The organism is Staphylococcus devriesei (genome assembly GCF_002902625.1).
GTDB lineage: Bacteria > Bacillota > Bacilli > Staphylococcales > Staphylococcaceae > Staphylococcus > Staphylococcus devriesei.
In genome coordinates this window covers 1-24,258 of record NZ_PPRG01000043.1, presented here as the reverse complement: position 1 = coordinate 24,258, position 24,258 = coordinate 1, and the positions used below count along the sequence as shown (strand labels likewise).

At 33.3% G+C, this 24,258-nt stretch carries 25 protein-coding genes; 17 read left to right on the top strand and 8 right to left on the bottom strand.

The window, feature by feature from the left end:
- Positions 1–15 precede the first annotated feature (15 nt).
- The 3 genes from rnjA to def form a co-directional block, all read right to left on the bottom strand.
- Positions 16–1,698, bottom strand: coding sequence for a ribonuclease J1 (rnjA, locus tag CD147_RS07170; protein WP_103166738.1), 1,683 nt, complete (start codon positions 1,696–1,698; stop codon positions 16–18).
- Positions 1,698–1,916 carry a DNA-dependent RNA polymerase subunit epsilon gene (locus CD147_RS07165; RefSeq protein WP_103166737.1) on the bottom strand — a complete coding sequence of 73 codons (219 nt, stop codon included), beginning with the start codon at positions 1,914–1,916 and terminating at the stop codon, positions 1,698–1,700. Before CD147_RS07165 ends, rnjA begins: the two co-directional genes overlap by 1 nt.
- Positions 1,917–2,383: 467 nt before the next feature.
- Positions 2,384–2,935 carry a peptide deformylase gene (def, locus tag CD147_RS07160; protein WP_103166736.1) on the bottom strand — a complete coding sequence of 184 codons (552 nt, stop codon included), beginning with the start codon at positions 2,933–2,935 and terminating at the stop codon, positions 2,384–2,386.
- Between the two features lie 130 nt (positions 2,936–3,065).
- On the opposite strand from def, the gene CD147_RS07155 reads away from it, so the two are divergent.
- The 13 genes from CD147_RS07155 to CD147_RS07095 all read left to right on the top strand — a co-directional run bounded on the left by CD147_RS07155 (position 3,066) and on the right by CD147_RS07095 (position 15,729).
- Positions 3,066–3,692, top strand: coding sequence for a YkyA family protein (locus tag CD147_RS07155; protein WP_103166735.1), 627 nt, complete (start codon positions 3,066–3,068; stop codon positions 3,690–3,692).
- Positions 3,693–3,861: 169 nt separating this feature from the next.
- Positions 3,862–4,974 (top strand): pyruvate dehydrogenase (acetyl-transferring) E1 component subunit alpha, encoded by a 1,113-nt coding sequence (gene pdhA, locus CD147_RS07150; protein ID WP_103166734.1) that lies wholly within the window; start codon positions 3,862–3,864, stop codon positions 4,972–4,974.
- Positions 4,975–4,977: 3 nt separating this feature from the next.
- Complete coding sequence (locus tag CD147_RS07145) at positions 4,978–5,955, top strand: alpha-ketoacid dehydrogenase subunit beta (RefSeq protein ID WP_103166733.1); 978 nt, start codon at positions 4,978–4,980, stop codon at positions 5,953–5,955.
- A gap of 231 nt (positions 5,956–6,186) precedes the next feature.
- Positions 6,187–7,485, top strand: coding sequence for a dihydrolipoamide acetyltransferase family protein (locus CD147_RS07140; RefSeq protein WP_103166732.1), 1,299 nt, complete (start codon positions 6,187–6,189; stop codon positions 7,483–7,485).
- Between the two features lie 3 nt (positions 7,486–7,488).
- Positions 7,489–8,895 carry a dihydrolipoyl dehydrogenase gene (gene lpdA / locus CD147_RS07135; protein WP_103166731.1) on the top strand — a complete coding sequence of 469 codons (1,407 nt, stop codon included), beginning with the start codon at positions 7,489–7,491 and terminating at the stop codon, positions 8,893–8,895.
- Positions 8,896–9,088: 193 nt separating this feature from the next.
- A complete protein-coding gene (locus CD147_RS07130) occupies positions 9,089–9,361 on the top strand; it encodes a UPF0223 family protein (RefSeq protein ID WP_103166730.1) in 273 nt (90 codons plus the stop codon).
- Between the two features lie 148 nt (positions 9,362–9,509).
- On the top strand, positions 9,510–10,049 hold the full coding sequence (locus CD147_RS07125) for a helix-turn-helix domain-containing protein (protein WP_103166729.1): 540 nt from the start codon (positions 9,510–9,512) through the stop codon (positions 10,047–10,049).
- A gap of 13 nt (positions 10,050–10,062) precedes the next feature.
- Entirely contained in the window at positions 10,063–11,157 is a 1,095-nt protein-coding gene (locus tag CD147_RS07120) for an ABC transporter ATP-binding protein (RefSeq protein ID WP_103166728.1), read from the top strand.
- Positions 11,150–11,953, top strand: a complete 804-nt coding sequence (locus CD147_RS07115; RefSeq protein WP_103166727.1) for an ABC transporter permease — start codon at positions 11,150–11,152, stop codon at positions 11,951–11,953. The genes CD147_RS07120 and CD147_RS07115 overlap by 8 nt, the downstream gene beginning before the upstream one ends.
- A 5-nt stretch (positions 11,954–11,958) precedes the next feature.
- A complete protein-coding gene (locus CD147_RS07110) occupies positions 11,959–12,771 on the top strand; it encodes an ABC transporter permease (protein WP_103166726.1) in 813 nt (270 codons plus the stop codon).
- Complete coding sequence (locus CD147_RS07105) at positions 12,768–13,841, top strand: ABC transporter substrate-binding protein (protein WP_103166725.1); 1,074 nt, start codon at positions 12,768–12,770, stop codon at positions 13,839–13,841. Before CD147_RS07110 ends, CD147_RS07105 begins: the two co-directional genes overlap by 4 nt.
- Before the next feature lie 71 nt (positions 13,842–13,912).
- Positions 13,913–15,082, top strand: a complete 1,170-nt coding sequence (gene auxB, locus CD147_RS07100) for a lipoteichoic acid stability factor AuxB (protein WP_103166724.1) — start codon at positions 13,913–13,915, stop codon at positions 15,080–15,082.
- A 164-nt stretch (positions 15,083–15,246) separates the two neighbouring features.
- Positions 15,247–15,729 carry a DUF4064 domain-containing protein gene (locus CD147_RS07095; RefSeq protein WP_103166723.1) on the top strand — a complete coding sequence of 161 codons (483 nt, stop codon included), beginning with the start codon at positions 15,247–15,249 and terminating at the stop codon, positions 15,727–15,729.
- 98 nt (positions 15,730–15,827) lie between these two features.
- On the opposite strand, the gene CD147_RS07090 is transcribed toward CD147_RS07095, so the two are convergent.
- On the bottom strand, positions 15,828–17,174 hold the full coding sequence (locus tag CD147_RS07090; RefSeq protein WP_103166722.1) for an Nramp family divalent metal transporter: 1,347 nt from the start codon (positions 17,172–17,174) through the stop codon (positions 15,828–15,830).
- 245 nt (positions 17,175–17,419) lie between these two features.
- Entirely contained in the window at positions 17,420–18,028 is a 609-nt protein-coding gene (locus tag CD147_RS07085; protein ID WP_103166721.1) for a YktB family protein, read from the bottom strand.
- A gap of 173 nt (positions 18,029–18,201) precedes the next feature.
- Between CD147_RS07085 and CD147_RS07080 the strand changes: the two genes are divergently transcribed.
- On the top strand, positions 18,202–19,017 hold the full coding sequence (locus CD147_RS07080; RefSeq protein ID WP_103166720.1) for an inositol monophosphatase family protein: 816 nt from the start codon (positions 18,202–18,204) through the stop codon (positions 19,015–19,017).
- An 82-nt stretch (positions 19,018–19,099) separates the two neighbouring features.
- Here CD147_RS07080 and CD147_RS07075 read toward each other — a convergent pair whose 3' ends face one another.
- Positions 19,100–19,291 (bottom strand): DUF5325 family protein, encoded by a 192-nt coding sequence (locus CD147_RS07075; protein ID WP_103166719.1) that lies wholly within the window; start codon positions 19,289–19,291, stop codon positions 19,100–19,102.
- 98 nt (positions 19,292–19,389) lie between these two features.
- Between CD147_RS07075 and typA the strand changes: the two genes are divergently transcribed.
- Positions 19,390–21,234, top strand: coding sequence for a translational GTPase TypA (typA, locus tag CD147_RS07070; RefSeq protein ID WP_103166718.1), 1,845 nt, complete (start codon positions 19,390–19,392; stop codon positions 21,232–21,234).
- Between the two features lie 94 nt (positions 21,235–21,328).
- On the opposite strand, the gene CD147_RS07065 is transcribed toward typA, so the two are convergent.
- Both CD147_RS07065 and CD147_RS07060 read right to left on the bottom strand, forming a co-directional pair.
- Entirely contained in the window at positions 21,329–21,517 is a 189-nt protein-coding gene (locus tag CD147_RS07065; protein WP_103166717.1) for a DUF2197 domain-containing protein, read from the bottom strand.
- Between the two features lies 1 nt (position 21,518).
- The gene (locus tag CD147_RS07060; protein WP_103166716.1) at positions 21,519–22,004 is read right to left on the bottom strand and encodes a hypothetical protein; all 486 of its coding nucleotides are present in this window, start codon (positions 22,002–22,004) and stop codon (positions 21,519–21,521) included.
- 139 nt (positions 22,005–22,143) lie between these two features.
- On the opposite strand from CD147_RS07060, the gene CD147_RS07055 reads away from it, so the two are divergent.
- Positions 22,144–22,419 (top strand): Fpa/YlaN family protein, encoded by a 276-nt coding sequence (locus CD147_RS07055; RefSeq protein WP_103166715.1) that lies wholly within the window; start codon positions 22,144–22,146, stop codon positions 22,417–22,419.
- 432 nt (positions 22,420–22,851) lie between these two features.
- Entirely contained in the window at positions 22,852–24,087 is a 1,236-nt protein-coding gene (gene ftsW / locus CD147_RS07050) for a cell division peptidoglycan polymerase FtsW (protein WP_103166714.1), read from the top strand.
- Positions 24,088–24,258 lie beyond the last annotated feature (171 nt).

Genomic DNA, 24,258 nt, shown 5'->3' with positions numbered 1-24,258 from the left:
GCGCTTTTAATTTAATTAATTATCTTCATTAACCTTCATAATCACTGGTAAAATCATTGGACGACGGGCAGTTTTATCGAAAAGATAAGGCTGTAATGTCTCAATAATTGAAGATTTAATTTGATGCCATTGAATATCTTTATTGGAATTCAATTTTGAAATAACATCCGTTTTAATTCTTCGTTGGGCATCATAGATAAGTTGACCTGATTCACGCATATAGACGAAACCACGTGAGATAATATCTGGACCAGAAAGTAGTTTATTTGTACTAAAGTCGATACTAACAACGACTATAACTAAACCTTCTTCAGATAATAGCTTACGGTCACGGATAACTACATTACCTATATCACCAATACCACTACCATCAACTAGAACATTACCTGATGGTATACGTCCAGCTTTTCGAGCGGAATCATGAGTTAAAGCCAATACATCTCCGATATCAAAGATAAAGACGTTATCTTCATCAACACCGCAATCAACACCAGTTTGTCCATGTGCTTTTAACATGCGATATTCACCATGGATTGGTAAGAAGTATTTCGGTTGAATTAAACGTAACATTAATTGTTGATCACCTTGTGACCCGTGACCAGATGTATGAATATTTGAAATCTTACTATGAATAACGTCTGCACCAGCTTTATATAAAGCATTAATAGTGCGGTTAATACTCTTAGTATTACCTGGAATAGGGGATGAACTGAAGACTACAGTGTCATCTGGAATGATTTTGATTTGTTTATGAGTACCATTGGCGATACGTGATAGAGCTGCCATTGGTTCACCTTGAGAGCCGGTACATAAAATTAATAATTCATGTTTAGGGATATTATTAATTTTGTTAGGTTCTACAAATGTTTCAGGTGGTGCTTTAATATAGCCTAACTCCATTCCGATTTTAATATTATTTTCCATTGAGCGACCGAATGTTACAATTTTACGGTTATATTTGATAGCCGCTTCAACTGCTTGTTGTACACGATAAATATTTGACGCAAATGTTGCGAATATAATACGGCCTTTACAGTTTCGGAAAATTTTATCAACATTCTGGCCTACTTCACGTTCACTTAACGTAAAATCAGGTACTAATGCATTTGTAGAGTCAGAAAGTAAACATAATACGCCTTCTTTTCCTAGTTCAGCCATTTTAGCGATGTTCGCAGGCTCACCGACAGGCGTGAAGTCGAATTTAAAATCGCCTGTATGGACTATTTTACCTTCAGGCGTATCAACTACTACACCATATGCTTCTGGAATACTGTGAGTTGTTAAATAGAACGAAATTTCAAAGTGTTTAGATTTAATAACACTATCTTCTGTTATTTCATTTAAAGTTGCATTACGTAGTAAATTATGTTCATCTAGTTTGTTACGAATTAAACCTAAAGCTAATGGACCACCATAAATAGGTACATTAATTTGCTTTAATAGGTAGGGCACACCACCTATATGGTCTTCGTGTCCATGAGTTATAAACAGACCGACAATTTTATCTTGATTCTGTTCGAGATAAGTGTAATCAGGAATGACATAGTCAATTCCAAGTAAATTATCATCAGGGAATTTAATACCTGCATCAATAATTACTATTTCATTTTTATACTCTATAGCGTATGTGTTTTTACCTACTTCGCCTAAACCGCCTAGAGCATATACACCTACTTCGTTTGAATGTAGTTGTTTCATTATTGTGCATTCTCCACATTAAAGTGATTAGAATGTTCTTTTTCATATTCTAAATGTGCGCCCTCTAATTTAGTAATAAATTCGATATTATAATTGCGATCTTTTAAATAACGTCTTACTTGTTCCTCGGTTTCACCTTCAACATAAATTGAATTTGTATTTTCACGTACGATAACTTCATTTTTATTATGTTGGAAAAATACTTTAAATACTGCCATAGTGGATAGTTCCTCCTAATATTAAACATTTAATTTGAATATATTAATCTCAGTCCCTAATAAAAAACTTGCTATAACGTAGCTTTAATCTAACTGTAGAGCTCATAGTTAAAGAGCTTAACCTCGTTTATAGGTTGTTGCTAGAACACGAAATATTAACGGTCCATCTTGTTGTTCTTAAGTTAATTTTAGGGCAGTCATTAATGTCGTTCATTATTTGAAATTAGTATAGTACTAAGATTTCAGTTATTATTCATTTTACATTATGTATTTGAATAAATAAAGCAGTTTATATCTGTAGTAACTTTCATTAAATAGAAGTTGAAAAAATTGAATAAAAGTGGAAGCAAATATTAAAGCGTAATAAATAATTATTTGATGAATTAAGAAGAAGAAAATTTGTATATAAATAGAGTAGAACAGAAAATTACATGTTCATTTTCCGTTCTACTCTTCTAAAATCTTTTTTAAACCTCAACTGAATCGGGCAATGGCATTAATGGATTGTCTTTATCAATGTAATCATAAAACATTATTCCATTTAAATGATCGATTTCATGTTGAAAGACGATAGCTGGATAACCTTTTAAACGTAACTTGAGTTCTTTTCCATCAATATCATAGGCTTTGATAGTCACTCTATAATGCCGATGAACTAAGCCAGGAATATTTTCATCTACACTTAAACAACCTTCACCAGTAGGTAAATAAGCATGTTGTACGCTGTGGCTCATTACTTTAGGGTTAACTAGCATATAGTCATATGATTTACCTTCGCCATCATCTGGTAGGTATACAGCAATCATTCTTTTTGAAACATTAATTTGTGGCGCAGCTAAACCTACACCTGATCTTAAACCATATTTTTTAGCCGTTTCTTCGTCTTGGCTATTAATTAGAAATTCACGCATTTCACGTAAAGTGTTTTTATCTTCATCAGATAGAGGGACATTTACATCTTCGGCCTTCGCACGTAATGTAGGATGACCGTCTCTGATGATGTCTTTCATTGTTAACATGTCATACACCTTCCTTATAATAAAATATAACAGATAATCTATCGTTAAGTACATTATCTAATTTCATTTGATTTATAATACACCTTTCTATAATATTACAAACAAAAGACTACGAGGAGGATAATTTTAAATGAAAATACGTAAATCAATTGTTATCGTAGCTGCTTCAAGTATCTTATTAGCTGGATGTACGACAGATAAAAAAGAAGTAAGTGCATATAATGACAACGTGCAAAAAGCTTTCGATAAAGAGCAACCTATAAATAGCATTGCTAAAAAATTAAATTCACTTGAAGAAAAGAAACAAGGCTTATATAAAAAAGCAAACAGTGACAATGAAGATACACGTAAAAAAGCTGCTAACGATATTTTAGATAATATTAAACAACGTGAACAAACATTTGATAAAGAAGTGTCTACGTTAAACGATTCTGAAAAGCAATTTAAAAAAGGCGACTCACATATAGAAGACATTAAAAGCGATGATAAGCAAAAAGAAGTAAAACAACTAAATGATGCGATTAAAGATAAATATAAAACACATGATGCGTATGCTAAAGCTTATAGAAACGTATTAAGTAAAGAAAAAGATTTGTTTGAGTTAATCAAACAAGATGGTATAACACAATCACAAGTTGATGAAAAAAATGATGCATTAAATAAAGCACAAAAGAATTTTCAAAGTAAATTCAAAGATTATTCTAAGGCGATGAATGCAGTTAATAAAGAAAAGCAAGACGTGGATAATCTCACTTAAGCAAACTATTGATACAGTAGGGTGCTATAGACTGGTACAGTTATTAAAACTGTATCTTTTTTTAGTAATACAGAACTTTATCAAAATGTTTAACAGTACAAAAAAATTGTGGTACACTATGGGAGGATAAAATGAATTTCTATTATATGGGAAAGGTATGGTGAATTGAATGGCTCCTAAGTTACAAGCCCAATTCGATGCAGTAAAAGTTTTAAACGAGACGCAGTCGAAATTTGAAATGGTTCAAATTTTGGACGAAGATGGTAATGTCGTAAATGAAGACTTAGTACCTGATTTAACTGATGAACAACTAGTAGAATTAATGGAAAGAATGGTATGGACACGTATTCTTGACCAACGTTCAATCTCATTAAACAGACAAGGACGTTTAGGTTTCTACGCTCCTACGGCAGGACAAGAAGCTTCACAATTAGCTTCACAATACGCTTTAGAAAAAGAAGACTTTATCTTACCTGGTTACCGTGATGTACCACAAATTATTTGGCACGGTTTACCTTTAACTGACGCTTTCTTATTCTCAAGAGGTCACTTCAAAGGTAACCAATTCCCTGAAGGCGTTAACGCATTCAGTCCACAAATCATTATCGGTGCACAATACATCCAAACTGCTGGTGTAGCATTCGGTATTAAAAAACGTGGTAAAAAAGCGGTTGCTATTACTTATACTGGTGACGGCGGTTCTTCACAAGGTGACTTCTATGAAGGTATTAACTTTGCTTCAGCTTATAAAGCGCCAGCAATCTTTGTAATTCAAAATAATAACTATGCTATTTCAACTCCACGTAGTAAACAAACAGCTGCAACTACTTTAGCTCAAAAAGCTATTGCAGTAGGTATCCCTGGTATCCAAGTTGATGGTATGGATGCATTAGCTGTATATCAAGCTACAAAAGAAGCTCGTGATCGTGCTGTTAATGGTGAAGGTCCAACATTAATCGAAACTATGACATATCGTTATGGTCCACATACAATGGCTGGAGATGACCCAACTCGTTACAGAACTTCTGATGAAGATGCTGATTGGGAGAAAAAAGACCCATTAGTTCGTTTCAGAAAATTCTTAGAAAACAAAGGATTATGGAGCGAAGATAAAGAAAACGAAGTTATCGAACGTGCAAAAGACGACATCAAGAAAGCTATTAAAGAGGCTGACAGTACTCCTAAACAAACAGTTACTGACTTAATGGAAATCATGTATGAAGAAATGCCTCAAAACTTAGCTGAACAATATGAAATTTACAAAGAGAAGGAGTCGAAATAAGCCATGGCACAAATGACAATGGTTCAAGCGATTAACAATGCGCTTAAAACTGAATTGCAAAATGACGAAAACGTATTAGTTTTCGGTGAAGACGTTGGTGTTAACGGCGGTGTATTCCGTGTTACTGAAGGTTTACAAAAAGAATTCGGTGAAGACCGTGTATTCGATACTCCATTAGCTGAATCAGGAATCGGCGGTTTAGCTCTTGGTTTAACAGTTGAAGGATTCCGTCCAGTAATGGAAATCCAATTCCTTGGTTTCGTATTCGAAGTATTTGACGAAGTTGCTGGTCAAATCGCTCGTACACGTTTCCGTTCAGGTGGTTCTAAAGTAGCACCTGTAACTATTCGTACACCATTTGGTGGTGGGGTTCATACTCCTGAATTACACGCAGATAACTTAGAAGGTATCTTAGCTCAATCACCAGGTATCAAAGTAGTTATCCCTTCTGGCCCTTATGATGCTAAAGGTTTATTACTTTCTTCAATTAGATCAAATGATCCAGTTGTATTCTTAGAACATATGAAATTATATCGTTCATTCCGTGAAGAAGTTCCGGAAGAAGAATACACAATTGAAATTGGTAAAGCTAAAGTGACTAAAGAAGGTAATGACATTACTTTAATCGCTTATGGTGCAATGGTTCAAGAATCTGAAAAAGCTGCAGAAGAATTAGAAAAAGAAGGTTATTCAGTAGAAGTTATCGACTTACGTACTGTTCAACCAATCGATATCGATACTTTAGTAGCTTCAGTTGAAAAAACTGGCCGTGCTGTAGTAGTTCAAGAAGCACAACGTCAAGCTGGCGTTGGCGCTAACGTAGCTTCTGAATTAGCTGAACGTGCTATTCTTTCATTAGAAGCTCCAATTGCACGTGTAGCTGCTTCTGATACTGTGTATCCATTCACTCAAGCTGAAAACGTTTGGTTACCAAATAAAAATGACATCATTGAACAAGCTAAAGCTACTTTAGAATTCTAATAGTAGAAATAGAAAGAACTCAGCTTGATAAAAGCTGACATATGTAGGGTTAAAAGATATCATACTAGATGTTTACTTTTTACTCTACGTGTGAATAAGTAAGTGTAAACAAAGGGCATAGGACTTAATAATTGAATGTTTTATCGACATTGCACATTATTTTGTCCTTGCTCTATGTTATAAATTTTTATTTTAAATAGATTAATATGAAAATCTTAGGAGGACAAGAACGTGGCATTTGAATTTAGATTACCCGACATTGGTGAAGGTATCCACGAAGGTGAAATTGTAAAGTGGTTTGTTAAAGCCGGAGATACAATTGAAGAAGACGATGTATTAGCAGAGGTTCAAAATGATAAATCTGTAGTAGAAATCCCATCTCCTGTTAGTGGTACAGTAGAAGAAGTTGTAGTTGACGAAGGTACTGTAGCAGTTGTAGGTGACGTAATCGTTAAAATCGATGCACCTGATGCAGAAGAAATGGAATTTAAAGGTAGTCACGGTGATGATTCTTCTTCTAAAGAAGAACCAGCTCAAGAAGAAGCTAAAGCTGAAGAAACTCCTGCAGCATCAACTTCTCAAGACGAAGAAGTAGATGAAAATAGACAAATTAAAGCTATGCCATCTGTTCGTAAATATGCTCGTGAAAAAGGCATCAACATTAAAGCAGTTGCTGGTTCAGGTAAAAATGGACGTATTACTAAAGAAGATATTGACAACCATATCAATGGTGGCGGTGCTCAAGTAGCATCAACTTCAGAAGAAAGTGCGTCAACTTCAACAACTGAAGAAGCAGCACCACAAACTCAATCAGTTCCAGAAGGCGACTACCCTGAAACAACTGAAAAAATCCCAGCAATGCGTAGAGCAATTGCGAAAGCAATGGTTAACTCTAAACACACTGCTCCACACGTAACATTAATGGATGAAATTGATGTTCAACAATTATGGGATCACCGTAAGAAATTCAAAGAAGTTGCAGCTGAACAAGGTACTAAATTAACATTCTTACCATATGTTGTTAAAGCACTTGTTTCTGCACTTAAAAAATACCCAGCACTTAATACTTCATTTAATGAAGAAGCTGGCGAAATCGTACACAAACACTATTGGAACATTGGTATCGCTGCTGATACTGATAGAGGTTTATTAGTACCTGTAGTTAAAAATGCAGATCGTAAATCTATCTTCCAAATTTCAGATGAAATTAACGAATTAGCTGTTAAAGCTCGTGACGGTAAATTAACATCTGATGAAATGAAAGGTGCTACATGCACAATCAGTAATATCGGTTCAGCTGGTGGACAATGGTTCACTCCAGTTATCAACCACCCAGAAGTAGCTATCTTAGGTATTGGCCGTATTGCTCAAAAACCTATCGTTAAAGACGGTGAAATTGTAGCAGCTCCAGTATTAGCATTATCATTAAGCTTTGACCACAGACAAATCGATGGAGCTACTGGTCAAAACGCTATGAATCACATTAAACGCTTATTAAATAATCCAGAATTATTATTAATGGAGGGGTAAAACATGGTAGTTGGAGATTTCCCAATTGAAACAGATACTATTGTTATCGGAGCAGGTCCTGGCGGATACGTTGCAGCAATTCGTGCAGCACAATTAGGACAAAAAGTTACAATCGTAGAGAAAGGTAACTTAGGTGGTGTATGCTTAAACGTTGGTTGTATTCCATCAAAAGCATTATTACACGCTTCACATCGTTTCGTAGAAGCTCAACACTCTGAAAATTTAGGTGTTATCGCTGAAAGCGTATCTCTTAAATTTGACAAAGTTCAAGAATTCAAACAATCAGTTGTTAACAAATTAACTGGTGGTGTTGAAGGCTTATTAAAAGGTAATAAAGTTGAAATCGTTAAAGGTGAAGCATACTTCGTAGATAATAACAGCTTACGCGTTATGGACGAAAAAAGTGCTCAAACTTATAACTTCAAAAACGCTATTATCGCAACTGGTTCTAGACCAATTGAAATTCCTAACTTCGAATTTGGTAAACGTGTTATCGATTCAACTGGCGCGTTAAACTTACAAGAAGTTCCAGGTAAATTAGTCGTTGTAGGTGGCGGTTATATTGGTTCTGAACTTGGTACTGCTTTTGCTAACTTCGGTTCAGAAGTTACAATTTTAGAAGGCGCTAAAGAAATTCTTGGCGGTTTCGAAAAACAAATGGTTCAACCAGTTAAAAAAGGCATGAAAGATAAAGGCGTTAACATTATTACTGAAGCTATGGCTAAAAATGCTGAAGAAACTGAAAATGGTGTTAAAGTTACTTACGAAGCAAAAGGTGAAGAACAAACTATCGATGCTGATTACGTATTAGTAACTGTTGGTCGTCGTCCAAATACAGACGAATTAGGTTTAGAAGAATTAGGCCTTAAATTCGCTGATCGTGGATTATTAGAAGTAGACAAACAAAGCCGTACTTCTGTTAACAACATCTATGCAATTGGTGATATCGTTCCTGGCTTACCACTTGCTCACAAAGCAAGCTATGAAGCTAAAGTTGCTGCTGAAGCAATTGCAGGACAAGCTTCTGAAGTTGATTATATTGGTATGCCTGCTGTATGTTTCACTGAACCAGAATTAGCTCAAGTTGGTTACACTGAAGCACAAGCGAAAGAAGAAGGTTTAGAATATAAAGCTTCTAAATTCCCTTATGCAGCTAATGGTCGTGCGTTATCATTAGACGATACTACTGGTTTCGTTAAACTTATCACATTAAAAGAAGACAACACACTTATCGGTGCTCAAGTAGCTGGTAATGGTGCATCTGATATTATTTCTGAATTAGGTTTAGCTATTGAATCAGGTATGAATGCTGAAGATATCGCATTAACTGTACATGCTCACCCAACTTTAGGTGAAATGTCTATGGAAGCTGCTGAAAAAGCAATCGGCTTACCAATTCACACTATGTAATAAATAGTCATTTAGACTACTAATTATATTGTTAGCTGTACTTAAAGTTATTAAGCTATAAGTACAACTAAATATCCATCAAGGGTGGGACTATACGTTCATTTTGAACTTAGTTCCACTCTTTTTTTAGTTTTATTTTGTGAAATAGGGCAATTATAAGAGAGATAAATTTCAACTTAATGGAGGTCAAAAAATGGAATATCAATATCCACTTGATTTAGATTGGACAAATGAAGAAATGGTCGATGTGATAGCTTTTTTTAATACAATCGAAAATTATTATGAAAAGTCTGTAAAGGGTTCTCAAGTCATGACTAAATACAAACGATTTAAAGAGATTGTCCCAGGAAAAGCGGAAGAAAAACAATTGTTTAAAGAATTCGAAAATACAAGTGGTTACAATAGCTATAAAGTTGTTCAGGAAGTTAAGAAAAATCCTGAAAGAGAAACTTTTAGTATGAATTAAGTAAGATTTCAAACACTAAAAATATATTTATTTTAAATAATTTGTTAATACCTATTGAAGTTATAGCTGTATTTTGTTATTTTTATTAAGCATTAAACAAAATGTTTAATATTACTAAACAATATACAGCTTTTTTAGGTGGTTAATTATGCAAATAGGTAATAAATTACGTAACTTAAGACGTCAGAAGAATTTAACGCAAGAAGAGTTAGCCGAACGCACAGATTTATCAAAAGGGTATATTTCGCAAATTGAAAGCCAACATGCCTCACCTAGTATGGAAACATTTTTAAATATTTTAAAAGTGCTAGGAACTTCACCAAGTGACTTTTTCAAGGAGAAATCTAAAGAGAAAGTGTTATATACAAAGGAAGATAGAACTATATATGATGAGTATGACAGAGGATACATATTAAATTGGTTAGTGATTAATTCAAATGAATTTGAAATGGAACCACTTATTCTTTCATTAAAACCAGGGGCATCATACAAACATTTTGAACCCTCGGAATCAGATACTTTCATATATTGTTTAGAAGGTTGTGTAACGTTAACACTTGGTAAAGATCAGTATCAAGCAAAAGAAGAAGATGTTTTATACTTTAGAGCTAATGAAATTCATCAATTACATAATGAAACATCTAATGAAGTCAAAATATTAATTGTTGCTACAGCATCTTATTTATAAAGGAGTAAATGTAATGGAACCATTGTTATCATTTAAAAGTGTGACTAAAGGTTATGATGATGTAACTATTTTAGATCATATGGACTTAGAAATAGAATCAGGCCACTTTTATACATTACTTGGACCTTCAGGTTGCGGTAAAACAACTATTTTAAAGTTAATTGCTGGATTTGAACAACCCGATGATGGGGAAATCATTTACTTGAATAAAGCAATTGGTGATTTACCACCCAACAAACGCAAAGTAAACACGGTCTTTCAAGATTATGCGCTTTTCCCTCATTTAAATGTGTATGATAATATTGCTTTTGGTTTGAAATTGAAAAAGCAATCTAAAGCTGAAGTAGAGCGAAAGGTAAAAGAGGCGTTAAGATTAGTAAAGCTTTCAGGATATGAACAACGACATATTAGTGAAATGAGTGGAGGTCAAAAACAACGTGTGGCTATCGCTCGAGCTATCGTCAACGAACCTGAAATTCTTCTTCTAGATGAATCATTATCAGCATTAGATTTGAAACTCCGTACCGAAATGCAGTATGAATTACGTGAATTACAAAAAAGATTGGGTATTACGTTTATATTTGTTACCCACGATCAAGAAGAAGCTTTAGCCTTGAGCGACTATATCTTTGTAATGAAAGACGGTAAAATTCAACAATTTGGTACACCAACAGATATTTATGACGAACCAGTTAACCGTTTTGTAGCAGACTTTATAGGAGAATCAAATATTGTTGAAGGTAAAATGGTTGAAGATTTTATAGTAAATATTTATGGACAAAATTTTGAATGTGTAGATGCTGGCATTCCTTCAGGTAAAAGTGTCGAGGTTGTTATTAGACCAGAAGATATTTCATTAGTTGAAGCTAAAAAAGGACTATTCAAAGCTACTGTTGATTCAATGTTATTTAGAGGCGTACATTATGAAATCTGTTGTATAGATAGAAAAGGTTATGAGTGGGTCATTCAAAGTACTAAAAAAGCCGAAGTAGGTAGTGAAGTTGGATTATTTTTTGATCCAGAAGCCATACATATTATGGTTCCTGGAGAAACGGAAGAAGAGTTCGATAAACGTATTGAAAGTTATGAGGAATTAGAAAATGCGTAATATAAATAAAATTTTATTACTCCCATATATTTTATGGATGGTTTTGTTTATTATTATCCCAGTTATTTTACTTATCTATTTCTCCTTTACTGATTTAAATGGCCATTTTAGTTTCACTAATTATGAACAAGTCTTATCACTTAAGTATTTAAAGATGATGTGGGATTCTATTTTTTATGCTGCGTTAATTACAATATTAACATTGGCAATTAGTTATCCAGCTGCATATTTTATTCGTTCGTCGAAAAATCAAAATATGTGGTTACTTATTCTTATTATTCCAACGTGGATTAATTTGCTATTAAAAACATATGCATTTATAGGTATTTTAAGTCATGAAGGTATGATTAATAAGGTTCTTAATTTCTTACATCTGCCTTCTGCCAATATGTTATTTACTTCTGGGGCATTTTTAGTGGTAGCAAGTTATATTTATATTCCATTTATGATTCTTCCAATATTTAACAGCATGAAGGCGATTCCTAATAATTTACTGCAAGCGTCAAGTGATTTAGGAGCTAGTCCGCTTACTACTTTTATAAAAGTCATTATACCTTTGACGAAAGAAGGCGTAATGACAGGGATTCAGGTAACTTTCATTCCAGCACTCTCACTCTTTATGATTACTCGATTAATTGCCGGAAATAAAATTATTAATATTGGTACATCAATTGAAGAACAATTTTTAGTTATCCAAAACTATGGAATGGGTTCAACAATTGCCATTTTCTTAATTGTATTTATGGCATTTATTTTAATTATTACTAAATCTAAATCAACAGACGAAAGAAGGTGAATTAAGTGAAGTGGTATGGAAAGCTCTATATTGGAATACTGTTAATGATTCTATATGTTCCAATATTCTTCCTCATGTTTTATTCATTTAATTCAGCGGGAAATATGATTCATTTTGAACATTTCACTTTAGAACATTATCAAAGTTTATTTCAAAATGATCGTTTGATGTCTGTCATTTTTAATACTATCGCGTTAGCGTTATTAGCAGCAGCCATTTCAACAATTATTGGCACATTTGGTGCTATATCTATTTATTATTTAAGAAATAAAAAATTTAAATTAACCTTGTTAACACTAAATAATGTACTTATTGTGTCTTCAGATGTCGTTATTGGGGCATCATTCTTGATTATGTTTACTGCCTTAGGACATATTACAGGCATGGGGCTAGGATTCGGGACAGTTTTAGCTTCCCATATTGCTTTCTGTATTCCTATTGTAGTTATTGTAGTACTACCACAGTTATATGAGATGAATCATAATATTTTAAATGCTGCACGTGATTTGGGAGCAACAGAATCTCAATTATTAGGACATGTACTCATTCCTAATCTAATGCCAGCTATTATTGGCGGATTCTTTATGGCATTAACATATTCGTTAGATGATTTTACAGTTAGTTTCTTTGTGACTGGTAATGGTTTTAGTGTGTTATCAGTTGAAGTTTACGCTATGGCACGTAAAGGAATAAGTATGGAAATCAATGCTATTTCGACGATTTTATTTGGTGTCATTGTAATAGGAATTATTGGATATTATGCCATACTACGCATGGTTAAACGTCGCCAGATTTCTAAGAGAGGTGTGCAACAATGAAGCAATTTTTACAATTAATTATTGGCGCCATTGTTGTAGGCGTATTATGTTTAGGTATTAGTCAATGGTTTAAATCTCAAGACAATACTCAAACTGGAGAAAAGATTTATGTATATAATTGGGGAGAATATATCGATCCAGATTTAATTAAACAATTTGAACAAGAAACTGGCATCCAAGTTGTATACGAAACATTTGATTCAAACGAAGCGATGGAAGCTAAAATCAAGAATGGTGGCACCCATTATGATGTCGCTTTTCCAAGTGAATATACGGTACAAAAATTAAAAAGAGAAGATTTATTAGAACCATTAGACCATAGTAAAATTCCAAATATAAAAAATTTAGATAAAGATTATATGAATATGGCATATGACCCTCATAACAACTATTCTTTACCTTACTTTTTTGGAACAGTTGGTATATTGTATAACCAAAAAGCCTATCCGAATGAAAAGTTTGATAGTTGGAGCGACTTATATCAATCTAAATTTAAAAATGATGTCCTACTTGTAGATGGAGCACGTGAAGTCATAGGACTAGCGCTAAATAAATTAGGGTATAGTTTAAATGATAAGCATTCTGCTCATATAAAAGAAGCGGAAAAAGATTTACATCACCTTACGCCCCAAGTTAGGGGAGTCGTGGGTGACGAAGTAACGATGATGCTTGAACAGAATGAAGGCAATATTGCGGTCGTATGGAGTGGCGTTGCGGCACCATTAGTACAAGGTAGTGATAAGTATAATTATGTTATCCCTAAAGAAGGTTCTAATTTATGGTTCGATAACATGGTTATTCCTAAGACTGCGCAAAACAAAGAAGGTGCATACGAATTTATGAACTTCTTATTAGATGCTAAAAATAATAAACAAAATACTGAATGGGTAGGCTACGCTACACCGAATAAGGCCGCACGTCAGTTATTGCCTAAGGAAGTTAAAGATGATCATCGTTTCTATCCAACTAAGAAAGAACAAAATCGTCTAGAAGTTTATAAGGATTTAGGACAGAAAACATTAGGAGAATATAACGAAAGTTTCTTAAACTTTAAGATGTCTTTAAAATAGACTATAAATGGTAGTTATTTTATAATGGATTAGATATAATAATTTGACAGTTAATTAAGGAGTTGTAATAAATGTCAGGAGAACGGTACACGCAAATCAAACGGCCTGTGAGCCGTCTGACTGAAAAGCTTTTGGGTTGGTTTAGTTGGATTTTCTTATTATTATTGACGATTATTACAATGTTTATTGCACTTGTATCATTTAGTAATGATACTTCAATTCAAAATCTTGAAAATTCAATGAATAACAATGAACTCATTCAACAAATTTTAACGAATAATAGTTTGAATACTACACAATTTGTTATTTGGCTACAAAATGGCGTATGGGCAATTATTGTTTACTTTATAGTATGTCTATTAATTTCATTTTTAGCTCTTATTTCTATGAATATGAGAATCTTATCAGGAATTTTATTTTTAGTTGCATCGGTTATTACATTACCGCTAGTATTATTATTTGTGACATTAATTATTCCGATTTTCTTCTTCATTATTGCGATTATGATGCTTGTCAGAAAGAGTAAAGTTGAGACGGTTCCAGCATACGGCTACCAACAGCCTTACTATCCGAGAGACGATTACGATCGTGATCATCGTTATTATGATGAGGATAGATATTATCATGATGGCTATGATGACGATAATGAATATGAAGCAGATTACGAAGAACCACCTCGAAAAACTAAAAAATCTGAACGACGAACTCGTCGTAAACATCCTTATTATAATGATGAGATAGATTACGATACACGTGATATTAATCACGAAGAAGAACACAATCATTTTAATGAGGAAGAGAGCGCACCTGAAACTGAGGAGGATAGATATAATCAATATCCTAAACGAGCAGTAACAGGTGAATATCAGTCTCAAACTTCAAATGAGGATTCTAATGAAATACTGTCTAGACAAGCTAAATATAAGCAGAAAACTAACAGAAAACCTCAATACGAAGATAACTATGATGAATCAGGTAATTTTGCAGACGAGGTAGTTGAACCTGAGACTAAAGTTGATAAAAAAGAAGAAAAAGCACAACGTAAAAGAGAAAAAGCTGAAATTAAAGCTAAAAAGAAAGAAAAACGTAAAGCGTATAATCAACGAATGAAAGAACGTCGTAAAAATCAACCTAGTGCAGTAAGTCAAAGACGTATGAATTATGAAGAACGTAAACAAATCTTAAACAAAGATGAAGAACAATCAGAAGTAAACACAGAACATGAGGATGACAAAAATTAATAGTAAGTAAGCAACAGGATATAGATGAGAATATTCACACTCATCATCTATATCCTGTTTTTTATTACCAACTATTGTACGTTGAGCATGATGGATTATACTTGGTCGAAATTAATTTACTTTTTTAGTATGATTTAAGTAAGAAAAAATTGGAGGGTACATAAATGAATAGGAAGGTAGAGTTGATATTAGCATGGATTGCTAACGGTTTAAGTCTCATCTATTTAGCGATGTCATTGATATCTTTCTTAATAGTTAAAAATGAAAATAACACGGAACAGTATAACCAATTGATGAAACAATTTGGCAATCAAGATGTAAATGTGACGCCTGAAATGATTAATTTTGCAATGATGTTTTCAATTGGAACATTAGTATTTTCAACTATTTTAGGTATTATAGGAACATTAGTTATTAAAGGTAGACCTATTCTAGCAGGTTGTTTATTAATTGTTGCCGCATTAGTAGGTATATTTAATATGAGTTTAATAGCTGGCGTATTATGGTTTGTTGCAGCTATCATGCTTTTTGTGAAAAAAAGACCTGGTAGAAAGCAACCAATTTCTAAAAGAAATAGTGACCAGACTGAATGGCGTCCTGAGAAAGAATATAATGATCGCAAAAAAGATGACCCTTATATTTATTAATATGAAATAAGAGCATTTTCAAAATAATTAAAGCACATCTAAATGTTAGACATTCATAGCTATCTAACATTTGGATGTGCTTTTCTTTAGTAAAAGTTTTAAGCAAAGAATTCTTCAAAAGTCTCCACGATTAAATAAATATTTAATAAGCTTAATATCACAATTAAACTCCATGAACAAACATTAATCCAAGTCTTGTTATAAAAAGGACCCATAATATGTTTATTACTTGTAGCCAATTGTAGTGGAATTAAAGAAAATGGTAATGCAATACTTAAAAATACTTGAGAAAATACGAGTAATTGTTCGATTTTAGCTTCATTACCATGGAAAATTACAAGACAAACTAACACTGGAATGACTGCTAATCCACGTGTGATAAGACGACGCATCCAATTAGGGATGGATAGTTTTAAAAAGCCCTCCATTACTATTTGACCGGCCAATGTACCGGTAATAGTTGAGTTTTGACCTGAGGCTAATAAGGCGACTGCAAATAATGTACTCATAATACTACCCAATACGACACCTAATATCGGTTGTGTTTTCAATGCATGATATAAATCATAGAATCCACCTAGACTATCTGCATTTGCTCCATAGAATAATGCTGCTCCAAGCACTAATAATAAGCAATTGACCACAAAAGCTACACTCAATTGGATATTTGAATCGATAGTCGCATATTTAATTGCTTGTGCTTTATCTTTATTACTCTGACGATTATATTTACGTGATTGTACAATCGAAGAATGTAAATATAAATTATGAGGCATGATAGTTGCACCAATAATTCCTAATGCAATATATAATATACTTTGATTTGTCACAATTTCTTTATGGGGCACAAAGCCATTTAAAATATCAATAACGTGCGGTGAAGCGATAAAAACTTCAAAAATAAAAATAAGCAGTACTGTGAAAATCAGTGTACCTACGATAGCTTCAATTTTTCGGAAACCAAATTTCATAATGAAAAGCAATAAGAAAACGTCAAATACTGTAATTAACGCACCGACTATAAGTGGAATATTAAATAATAAATCTAACGCGATAGCACTACCAATAACTTCTGCAATATCAGTAGCAATGATTGCTAATTCGGCGATAATCCAAAATGCAATGGCAACTGGTTTGTTCAGATAGTAACGAGTCATTTGAGCTAAATCATTACCTGAAGCGATACCTAACCGAACGGTCATACTTTGGAGTAACATAGCTGCTAAACTTGAAACTAAAATTACAAATAATAATGTGTAACCAAATTGGGCCCCACCTTGCATTGAGGTAATCCAGTTACCTGGATCCATATAACCGACTGCAACGAGTAACCCTGGGCCTAAAAAAGATAAAAATTTTTGACTTGCACTGTTGTCCCCGCTGAAATCAATAGTGTTGTTAATTTCGTCTAAACTAAGATGTGTTTGATTCTCTTTTAAATTCATGAAGGACCTCCTAAATTCTGATAATTTTATATTAACCAAATATAATATTTAGATCAACCTAATTTTTTAAGAGATAAAAAAATATCGAGGGTAGAGAAGAAACGGAAGACTAGAAAGAATGAGGTTGAGACACTGTTTATCGGTTCCCCAGAGCACAAATTATTAATGTCTCGTTCTCACAAAATATTAATGTCTCACCAGGTTCTCATCATTTTACCCTCGAGATAGAAGGGGATATCTAGAATTTAATAGAATTTCAAGAACTCATCAAATGTTTCTTTAACAAAAGCAAGAAAATCTTTGTCGGTTTTAAGACGCTCGTCAGTCGGTTCGATGGCACGTGCCACAAAGAATTCTCCTTTTTTAACCTTTTTAACACGATCAATTGCTTGATGTAGCTCTTCATCACTGAAATCTTTAATAAATGGTTTTTTAGCTTTCATATGGTCTAAGTTTACGCGATAATCTTCAGGTAAATTTCTAAGTACATCAAAATGTTTATCAAATGTTTTAACACGTTCAGCTTTATCTTTGCCTTCATGCATTACTCCGTACATTAAAAATAATTGATTTCTAAATAATCCAATTTGAAAATGAGGTAACATCTTATATCCACGTTTGTTTGGCGCAAATGCTACCCAAGTATCAATTGGTGGATTAACGCTTCTACGCGCATGTTTCGCGACATGAGCATAAAATGTTTCACCAGTTTGAGAAGTAAAATATTCACTAAAATATTCCCCTAACTGGTTTAATTGAGGTCGTACATATTCATTTAAAGCTTCCATTCGAGCGTCTAGCCCTTCAACGTCAAATGCTTCAAAATCCTTAGGACTAAATGTATATTGCGTCATCTATGGCACTCCTTTTTGAAAAATAAGTTAAGCTTATTTTAGCATAAATTAAATTCCACAAGCGAAGAACTGAATTTAATACAATAAGAGTTTAAATAAAACGTATTAAGGTATACAAAAATGTATAGATATCAATAAGTTCTGTATAATAGGAAGCAACAGGAGATGATGATATGTCATTATATGATTTTGCTAAAGGATTAGTATTAGAAGCAGGAAATAAAGTTAGAACGATGATGAAAGATGAGTTAAATATTGAAACTAAATCTAATCCTAATGATTTAGTGACCAATGTAGATAAAGCTACTGAGAATTATATTTACGAGGCGATATTACGTAATTATCCAGACCATCAAGTCATCGGTGAAGAAGGTCATGGTCATCATATTGAGAATATTGAAGGCGTAGTATGGGTAGTTGATCCTATCGATGGTACGTTGAATTTTGTTCACCAAAAAGAAAACTTTGCTATCTCAATTGGGATATATCGCGATGGTCAACCTTATGCTGGATTTGTTTATGACGTTATGAAAGATGTACTGTATCACGCTAGGGCAGGAGAAGGCGCCTTTGAAAACAAGCATCCATTACCACCTATTGAAGATACAGTATTAAACCAAAGTCTCATAGGAATTAACCCTAACTGGGTAACTAAACCTAAAATTGGCCCTATTTTTTCAGAAATAGTTAATCAATCTAGAAGTTGTAGAGCATATGGTAGTGCTGCGTTAGAAATTATTAGCGTCGCCAAAGGCCAGCTAGCCACATACATGACGTCCCGTTTGCAACCGTGGGATTTTGCTGGTGGTCTAATTATTTTAGACGAAGTAGGAGGTATCAGCAGTAACTTGTTAGGCGAAAAGTTAACAATTGCGAGAGCCAACTCAGTAATTATCGGTAATAAACAAGTCCATCAAGAAATACTTCAAAACTATCTTGAGCCTCATAGCGATGTATTAACCGAGTTACACGAACGTTTCAAAAAATAAAAAAAACGTCTCAGTAAGTCGCCAATTTCTTGAAGATTTATTTCAAGAAAAGGATTACTGAGACTCTTATTAATTATATTTATTAAAGCCAGTTGTTCTCACGATACTTCTTTTTAAGCGTGAATCCAGCGCCAAATGTTGCAATGAAAAGTATAAATGTTAAAATCATCATTGGAATACTACCAGCTCCAACGCTGAAACTAAATAAAACTAAGAGTATAACTGCTATGATTGATAGCACCCAAAATATGCCTTTAGACTTTTGTTTTTCCATCCCAAACCCCACCTTTTTATTATCTTTACTTAATAATATGATATAATAAAAAAGTTGTAATTAAAAGTGGGAGTTTATTCGAGAAAGGATATTATAAAATGACTAATATAAGAGAAGATGTACGTAATATTGCAATTATTGCTCACGTCGACCATGGTAAAACTACGCTAGTAGATGAATTACTTAAACAATCTGGTATTTTTAGAGAAAATGAACATGTTGATGAGAGAGCAATGGACTCTAACGATTTAGAAAGAGAACGTGGTATTACGATTCTTGCAAAAAATACTGCGATTAACTATAAAGGTACAAGAATTAACATCTTGGATACACCAGGACATGCTGATTTTGGTGGCGAAGTAGAACGTATCATGAAAATGGTAGACGGTGTTGTTCTTGTAGTTGATGCCTATGAAGGTACGATGCCACAAACACGTTTTGTTCTTAAAAAAGCACTAGAACAAAATTTAAAACCTGTTGTAGTCGTAAATAAAATTGATAAACCAGCTGCTAGACCAGAAGGTGTAGTAGATGAAGTATTAGATTTATTCATCGAATTAGAAGCAAATGATGAACAATTAGACTTCCCAGTGGTTTACGCATCAGCAGTTAACGGTACAGCTAGTCTTGATGCTGACAAACAAGATGAAAACATGCAATCATTATATGAAACAATTATTGATTACGTACCAGCACCAATTGATAACCATGATGAACCACTACAATTCCAAGTAGCGTTGTTAGACTATAATGACTATGTTGGACGTATTGGTATTGGCCGTGTATTCAGAGGTAAAATGCGCGTAGGAGATAATGTGTCCCTTATTAAATTAGACGGCACAGTTAAAAATTTCCGTGTAACTAAAATCTTCGGTTACTTTGGTTTAAAAAGAGAAGAAATTGAAGAAGCACAAGCTGGCGACTTAATTGCAGTATCAGGAATGGAAGATATCAACGTTGGTGAAACAGTTACACCTACAGATAATCAAGAAGCATTACCTGTATTACGTATTGACGAACCAACACTTGAAATGACATTTAAAGTAAACAATTCACCATTTGCTGGCCGTGAAGGTGACTATGTTACTGCGCGTCAAATTCAAGAACGTTTAGACCAACAACTTGAAACAGATGTGTCATTAAAAGTTACACCAACTGATTCTCCAGATACATGGATCGTAGCAGGCCGTGGAGAACTACATTTATCTATTTTAATTGAAAATATGAGACGTGAAGGCTTCGAACTTCAAGTATCTAAACCTCAAGTTATATTACGTGAAATCGACGGCGTCTTAAGTGAGCCATTTGAACGTGTACAATGTGAAGTACCATCTGAAAATGCTGGTGCAGTTATTGAATCATTAGGCGCACGTAAAGGCGAAATGTTAGACATGATTACAACTGATAATGGTTTGACTCGTTTAATCTTTATGGTTCCTGCACGTGGTATGATTGGTTACACTACTGAATTTATGTCTATGACACGTGGTTATGGTATTATCAACCATACATTTGAAGAGTTTAGACCTCGCGTAAAAGCGCAAATTGGTGGTCGTCGTAATGGTGCCTTAATTTCTATGGACCAAGGCCAAGCAACAGCATACGCTATCATTAACTTAGAAGACCGTGGCGTTAACTTCATGGAACCAGGTACTGAAGTTTATGAAGGTATGATTGTTGGTGAGCATAATCGTGAAAATGATTTAACAGTTAACATCACAAAAGCGAAACATCAAACAAACGTGCGTTCAGCAACTAAAGATCAAACACAAACTATGAACCGTCCTAGAATTCTTACTTTAGAAGAAGCACTAGAGTATGTAAATGATGATGAATTAATAGAGGTAACGCCTCAAAGCATTCGTTTAAGAAAGAAAATTTTAAACAAATCTGCACGTGAAAAAGAAGCAAAACGTGTTAAACAAATGATGCAAGACGAATAATATCGTTTAGCATAAATCAAAAGGCCTTTAATGATTTACTACTAAAATCATTAAAGGCCTTTTGGCTATATAAAAATATATTTTGTAATAACTATTAGTTATTATAATAAGAGTTATCAGAAGATGGCTCTTGGTAGTTACGTTGTTTTGGAGTATCTAAACGACTTTTACAATCATCACACATAAAGGTCTTAATAGGATTATTGCGAAGACGTTTAGCTTCAACAGTGTTTTCATCGATTAACACCTTTGTATCGCAAATAATACATTGCACTTCACGCAAACTAAATCACCTCTATATGGGTTACATACTTAAACTCGTGACTATAGCTTTGAGACTCAGGATTATAAATAAAGCTATCTACTGAGTTATCATCGTATAATCGTTTACCATCTTTTGCGAATTGGAAGAATAAGTACGGTAATAATTCAATTGGGATCTCAATTGAGTCATTATCGTTAAATAATCTAATTGTAGTTGCAGTCTCATAGGGTTCAGCATTTTTAAAGAAAGGCGTCATATTAATTGCAAATGAATCTTCTAATACTGAACGTTTACGATATTTAATTTCTGAATTTAATGTAGGTGGAGTAGTTTGTCCTTCTAAAATTGCTCTATTCCACTCACGGTTATCTTCAAAATTGACCGGTTTTGTACCGTCGAATACACCACTCTCAATGTCTTCAATTTTTACTTTTCTATCGTCGAAAATCCAAGTTGTGCTATCTAAAGTGATAGGAAACTTAACGGCTCCTTTAATTTGAATCATTATGTCCCACTCCCTAATTTCGTTCTATTCATTATTTTATCATATTTAAAATATGCTATTCACTGAATAAACTTGCTTTTTAAAAGGTAGTAAGATAAACTTTTGATATGCAGATATTTAATGATAGGGGGAGTATGTGATGCCGAAGCAATCGAATATTAATAATGTGGCTTATGAACAATTAAATCAAGATGCTGATAGAATCTTACATTTAATTAAAGTTCAAATGGATAATTTAACGATGCCATCTTGCCCATTATATGAAGAAGTTCTCGACACACAAATGTTTGGTTTACAAAAAGAAGTAGATTTTGCGGTGAAGCTTGGTTTAGTAAATAAAGAAGATGGAAAAAACTTAATGCTCCGTTTAGAAAAAGAACTTTCTAAATTGCATGAAGCATTTACGAATGTGTAATTCATTTTAATTAAATATATTAGCAATAATTTGCTATTTAAGTTTATATAATATTAAAACTTGTGTGTAATTACATACAATATAACACGCTAAAGTCAGTCTGGAACATAGAAAGAATGTTCTGGACTGTTTTAAATTTGGCAGTAGTTGTTTGCTATATTGGTTAGGTACCATTTGTTCAATTTTATCTAACCGTAGCGAACATTATTGAATTAGCATGACAGAAATTTATAGAATTGATTTTGTCATTTATGTATTTCATAATTTTAAAAAGTATTAATCTTAAAAAGTGGTTGTAAATGAATAGAGTTACGTTTATATTTGTGAAACAATAAGTGCAAAGTATATAATAGTTTAGACAGAATCTTAATATAAAAAGTAATTTCAATAAACATAGTTTTCTTAAAATTTTAGAATTGGATGATCATTTTTATGAATAACTTAAAAAATATATTTCGATACATAGGTAGAGCTTCTAAGTTCATCGATTATCCATTATTAATTACGTATGTGATTTTATGTCTAATTGGTTTAGTCATGGTATATAGCGCAAGTATGGTTGCAGCCACGAAAGGGACTTTAACAGGTGGATTAGAAGTGGCAGGTACACATTTCTATAATAGACAACTTATGTACGTGATTATGAGTTTTATTGTAGTATTCTTTATTGCTTTTATGATGAATATAAAGATACTCAAACAAGTAAAAGTACAAATGTGGATTATGAGTATTACGTTTATAGTTCTTTGTTTAACGTTAGTAGTTGGTAAAAATATTAACGGTTCAAAGAGTTGGATTAGTTTAGGTTTCATGAATTTACAGGCTTCAGAGTTATTGAAAATTGCATTTATATTATACATATCTTATGTATTAAGTAAAAAATTACCTCAAGTAAGAACGGATTTAAAGCTAATCGCCATGCCATTAACTTTAGTGGGAATTTGCTTGGGCTTAGTACTCTTACAAGGTGATATCGGACAAACATTGCTTATTACTATAATAATAGTATCAATGTTTATTTATGCCGGAATCGGTGTCCAAAAGTTAGTAAAAGGGCCTGTACTTTTCGTAATAATAGCTTTATTACTGGTTGTAGGATTCTTCATTATAAGTGGTATGATGCCACATTATTTGAAAGCACGTTTTAGTACACTTATGAATCCATTTAGCTCAGAAGCGGGGACGGGCTACCATTTATCTAACTCACTAATTGCAATTGGTAATGGCGGATTATTTGGACGTGGTTTAGGTAATGGAATAATGAAACTTGGTTATTTACCGGAAGCCCATACGGACTTTATTTTTGCAGTAATATGCGAAGAACTCGGTCTTATAGGTGGCTTGTTCGTTATTTCTTTACTATTTTTCATCGTTTATCGCGCATTTGTGCTAGCGACAAAAACACCTTCTTATTTTTACAAATTAATATGTATTGGTGTAGCCAGTTATATCGGTAGTCAAACGTTCGTTAATTTAGGTGGTATTTCAGCCACGATTCCGTTAACAGGGGTGCCGTTACCGTTTATTAGTTTCGGTGGTTCCTCAATGTTAAGTTTGAGTATCGCTATGGGGTTATTGCTTTTAGTTGGTAAACAAATTAAAATGGACGAACGAAAAATGAAAAAAGCTAAAAATCAGAAAGTTGATATTCCTCGACGATTTAATTAAGTATAGAACTTAAACCTTTATAAGAATTAGTTAACATCTCCTAATTCTTGTAAAGGTTTTTTATCATTTTTGTGAAATTTGAAGAAAATCTTCTATTTAAGTAGCGCTACTTTATCACAAGTGATAATATAAAGTTATTATTATCAATAACATTTAGTAATAGTTATAATA

Coding starts and splice junctions, on each gene's coding strand:
- typA (WP_103166718.1), top strand. CDS start 19,390: ATGACTAATATAAGAGAAGATGTACGTAATATTGCAATTATTGCTCAC.
- pdhA (WP_103166734.1), top strand. CDS start 3,862: ATGGCTCCTAAGTTACAAGCCCAATTCGATGCAGTAAAAGTTTTAAAC.
- CD147_RS07120 (WP_103166728.1), top strand. CDS start 10,063: ATGGAACCATTGTTATCATTTAAAAGTGTGACTAAAGGTTATGATGAT.
- CD147_RS07145 (WP_103166733.1), top strand. CDS start 4,978: ATGGCACAAATGACAATGGTTCAAGCGATTAACAATGCGCTTAAAACT.
- CD147_RS07155 (WP_103166735.1), top strand. CDS start 3,066: ATGAAAATACGTAAATCAATTGTTATCGTAGCTGCTTCAAGTATCTTA.
- CD147_RS07055 (WP_103166715.1), top strand. CDS start 22,144: ATGCCGAAGCAATCGAATATTAATAATGTGGCTTATGAACAATTAAAT.
- CD147_RS07060 (WP_103166716.1), bottom strand. CDS start 22,004: ATGATTCAAATTAAAGGAGCCGTTAAGTTTCCTATCACTTTAGATAGC.
- lpdA (WP_103166731.1), top strand. CDS start 7,489: ATGGTAGTTGGAGATTTCCCAATTGAAACAGATACTATTGTTATCGGA.
- CD147_RS07075 (WP_103166719.1), bottom strand. CDS start 19,291: ATGGAAAAACAAAAGTCTAAAGGCATATTTTGGGTGCTATCAATCATA.
- rnjA (WP_103166738.1), bottom strand. CDS start 1,698: ATGAAACAACTACATTCAAACGAAGTAGGTGTATATGCTCTAGGCGGT.
- ftsW (WP_103166714.1), top strand. CDS start 22,852: ATGAATAACTTAAAAAATATATTTCGATACATAGGTAGAGCTTCTAAG.
- CD147_RS07090 (WP_103166722.1), bottom strand. CDS start 17,174: ATGAATTTAAAAGAGAATCAAACACATCTTAGTTTAGACGAAATTAAC.
- CD147_RS07105 (WP_103166725.1), top strand. CDS start 12,768: ATGAAGCAATTTTTACAATTAATTATTGGCGCCATTGTTGTAGGCGTA.
- CD147_RS07115 (WP_103166727.1), top strand. CDS start 11,150: ATGCGTAATATAAATAAAATTTTATTACTCCCATATATTTTATGGATG.
- CD147_RS07095 (WP_103166723.1), top strand. CDS start 15,247: ATGAATAGGAAGGTAGAGTTGATATTAGCATGGATTGCTAACGGTTTA.
- CD147_RS07125 (WP_103166729.1), top strand. CDS start 9,510: ATGCAAATAGGTAATAAATTACGTAACTTAAGACGTCAGAAGAATTTA.
- CD147_RS07130 (WP_103166730.1), top strand. CDS start 9,089: ATGGAATATCAATATCCACTTGATTTAGATTGGACAAATGAAGAAATG.
- CD147_RS07080 (WP_103166720.1), top strand. CDS start 18,202: ATGTCATTATATGATTTTGCTAAAGGATTAGTATTAGAAGCAGGAAAT.
- def (WP_103166736.1), bottom strand. CDS start 2,935: ATGTTAACAATGAAAGACATCATCAGAGACGGTCATCCTACATTACGT.
- CD147_RS07165 (WP_103166737.1), bottom strand. CDS start 1,916: ATGGCAGTATTTAAAGTATTTTTCCAACATAATAAAAATGAAGTTATC.
- CD147_RS07085 (WP_103166721.1), bottom strand. CDS start 18,028: ATGACGCAATATACATTTAGTCCTAAGGATTTTGAAGCATTTGACGTT.
- auxB (WP_103166724.1), top strand. CDS start 13,913: ATGTCAGGAGAACGGTACACGCAAATCAAACGGCCTGTGAGCCGTCTG.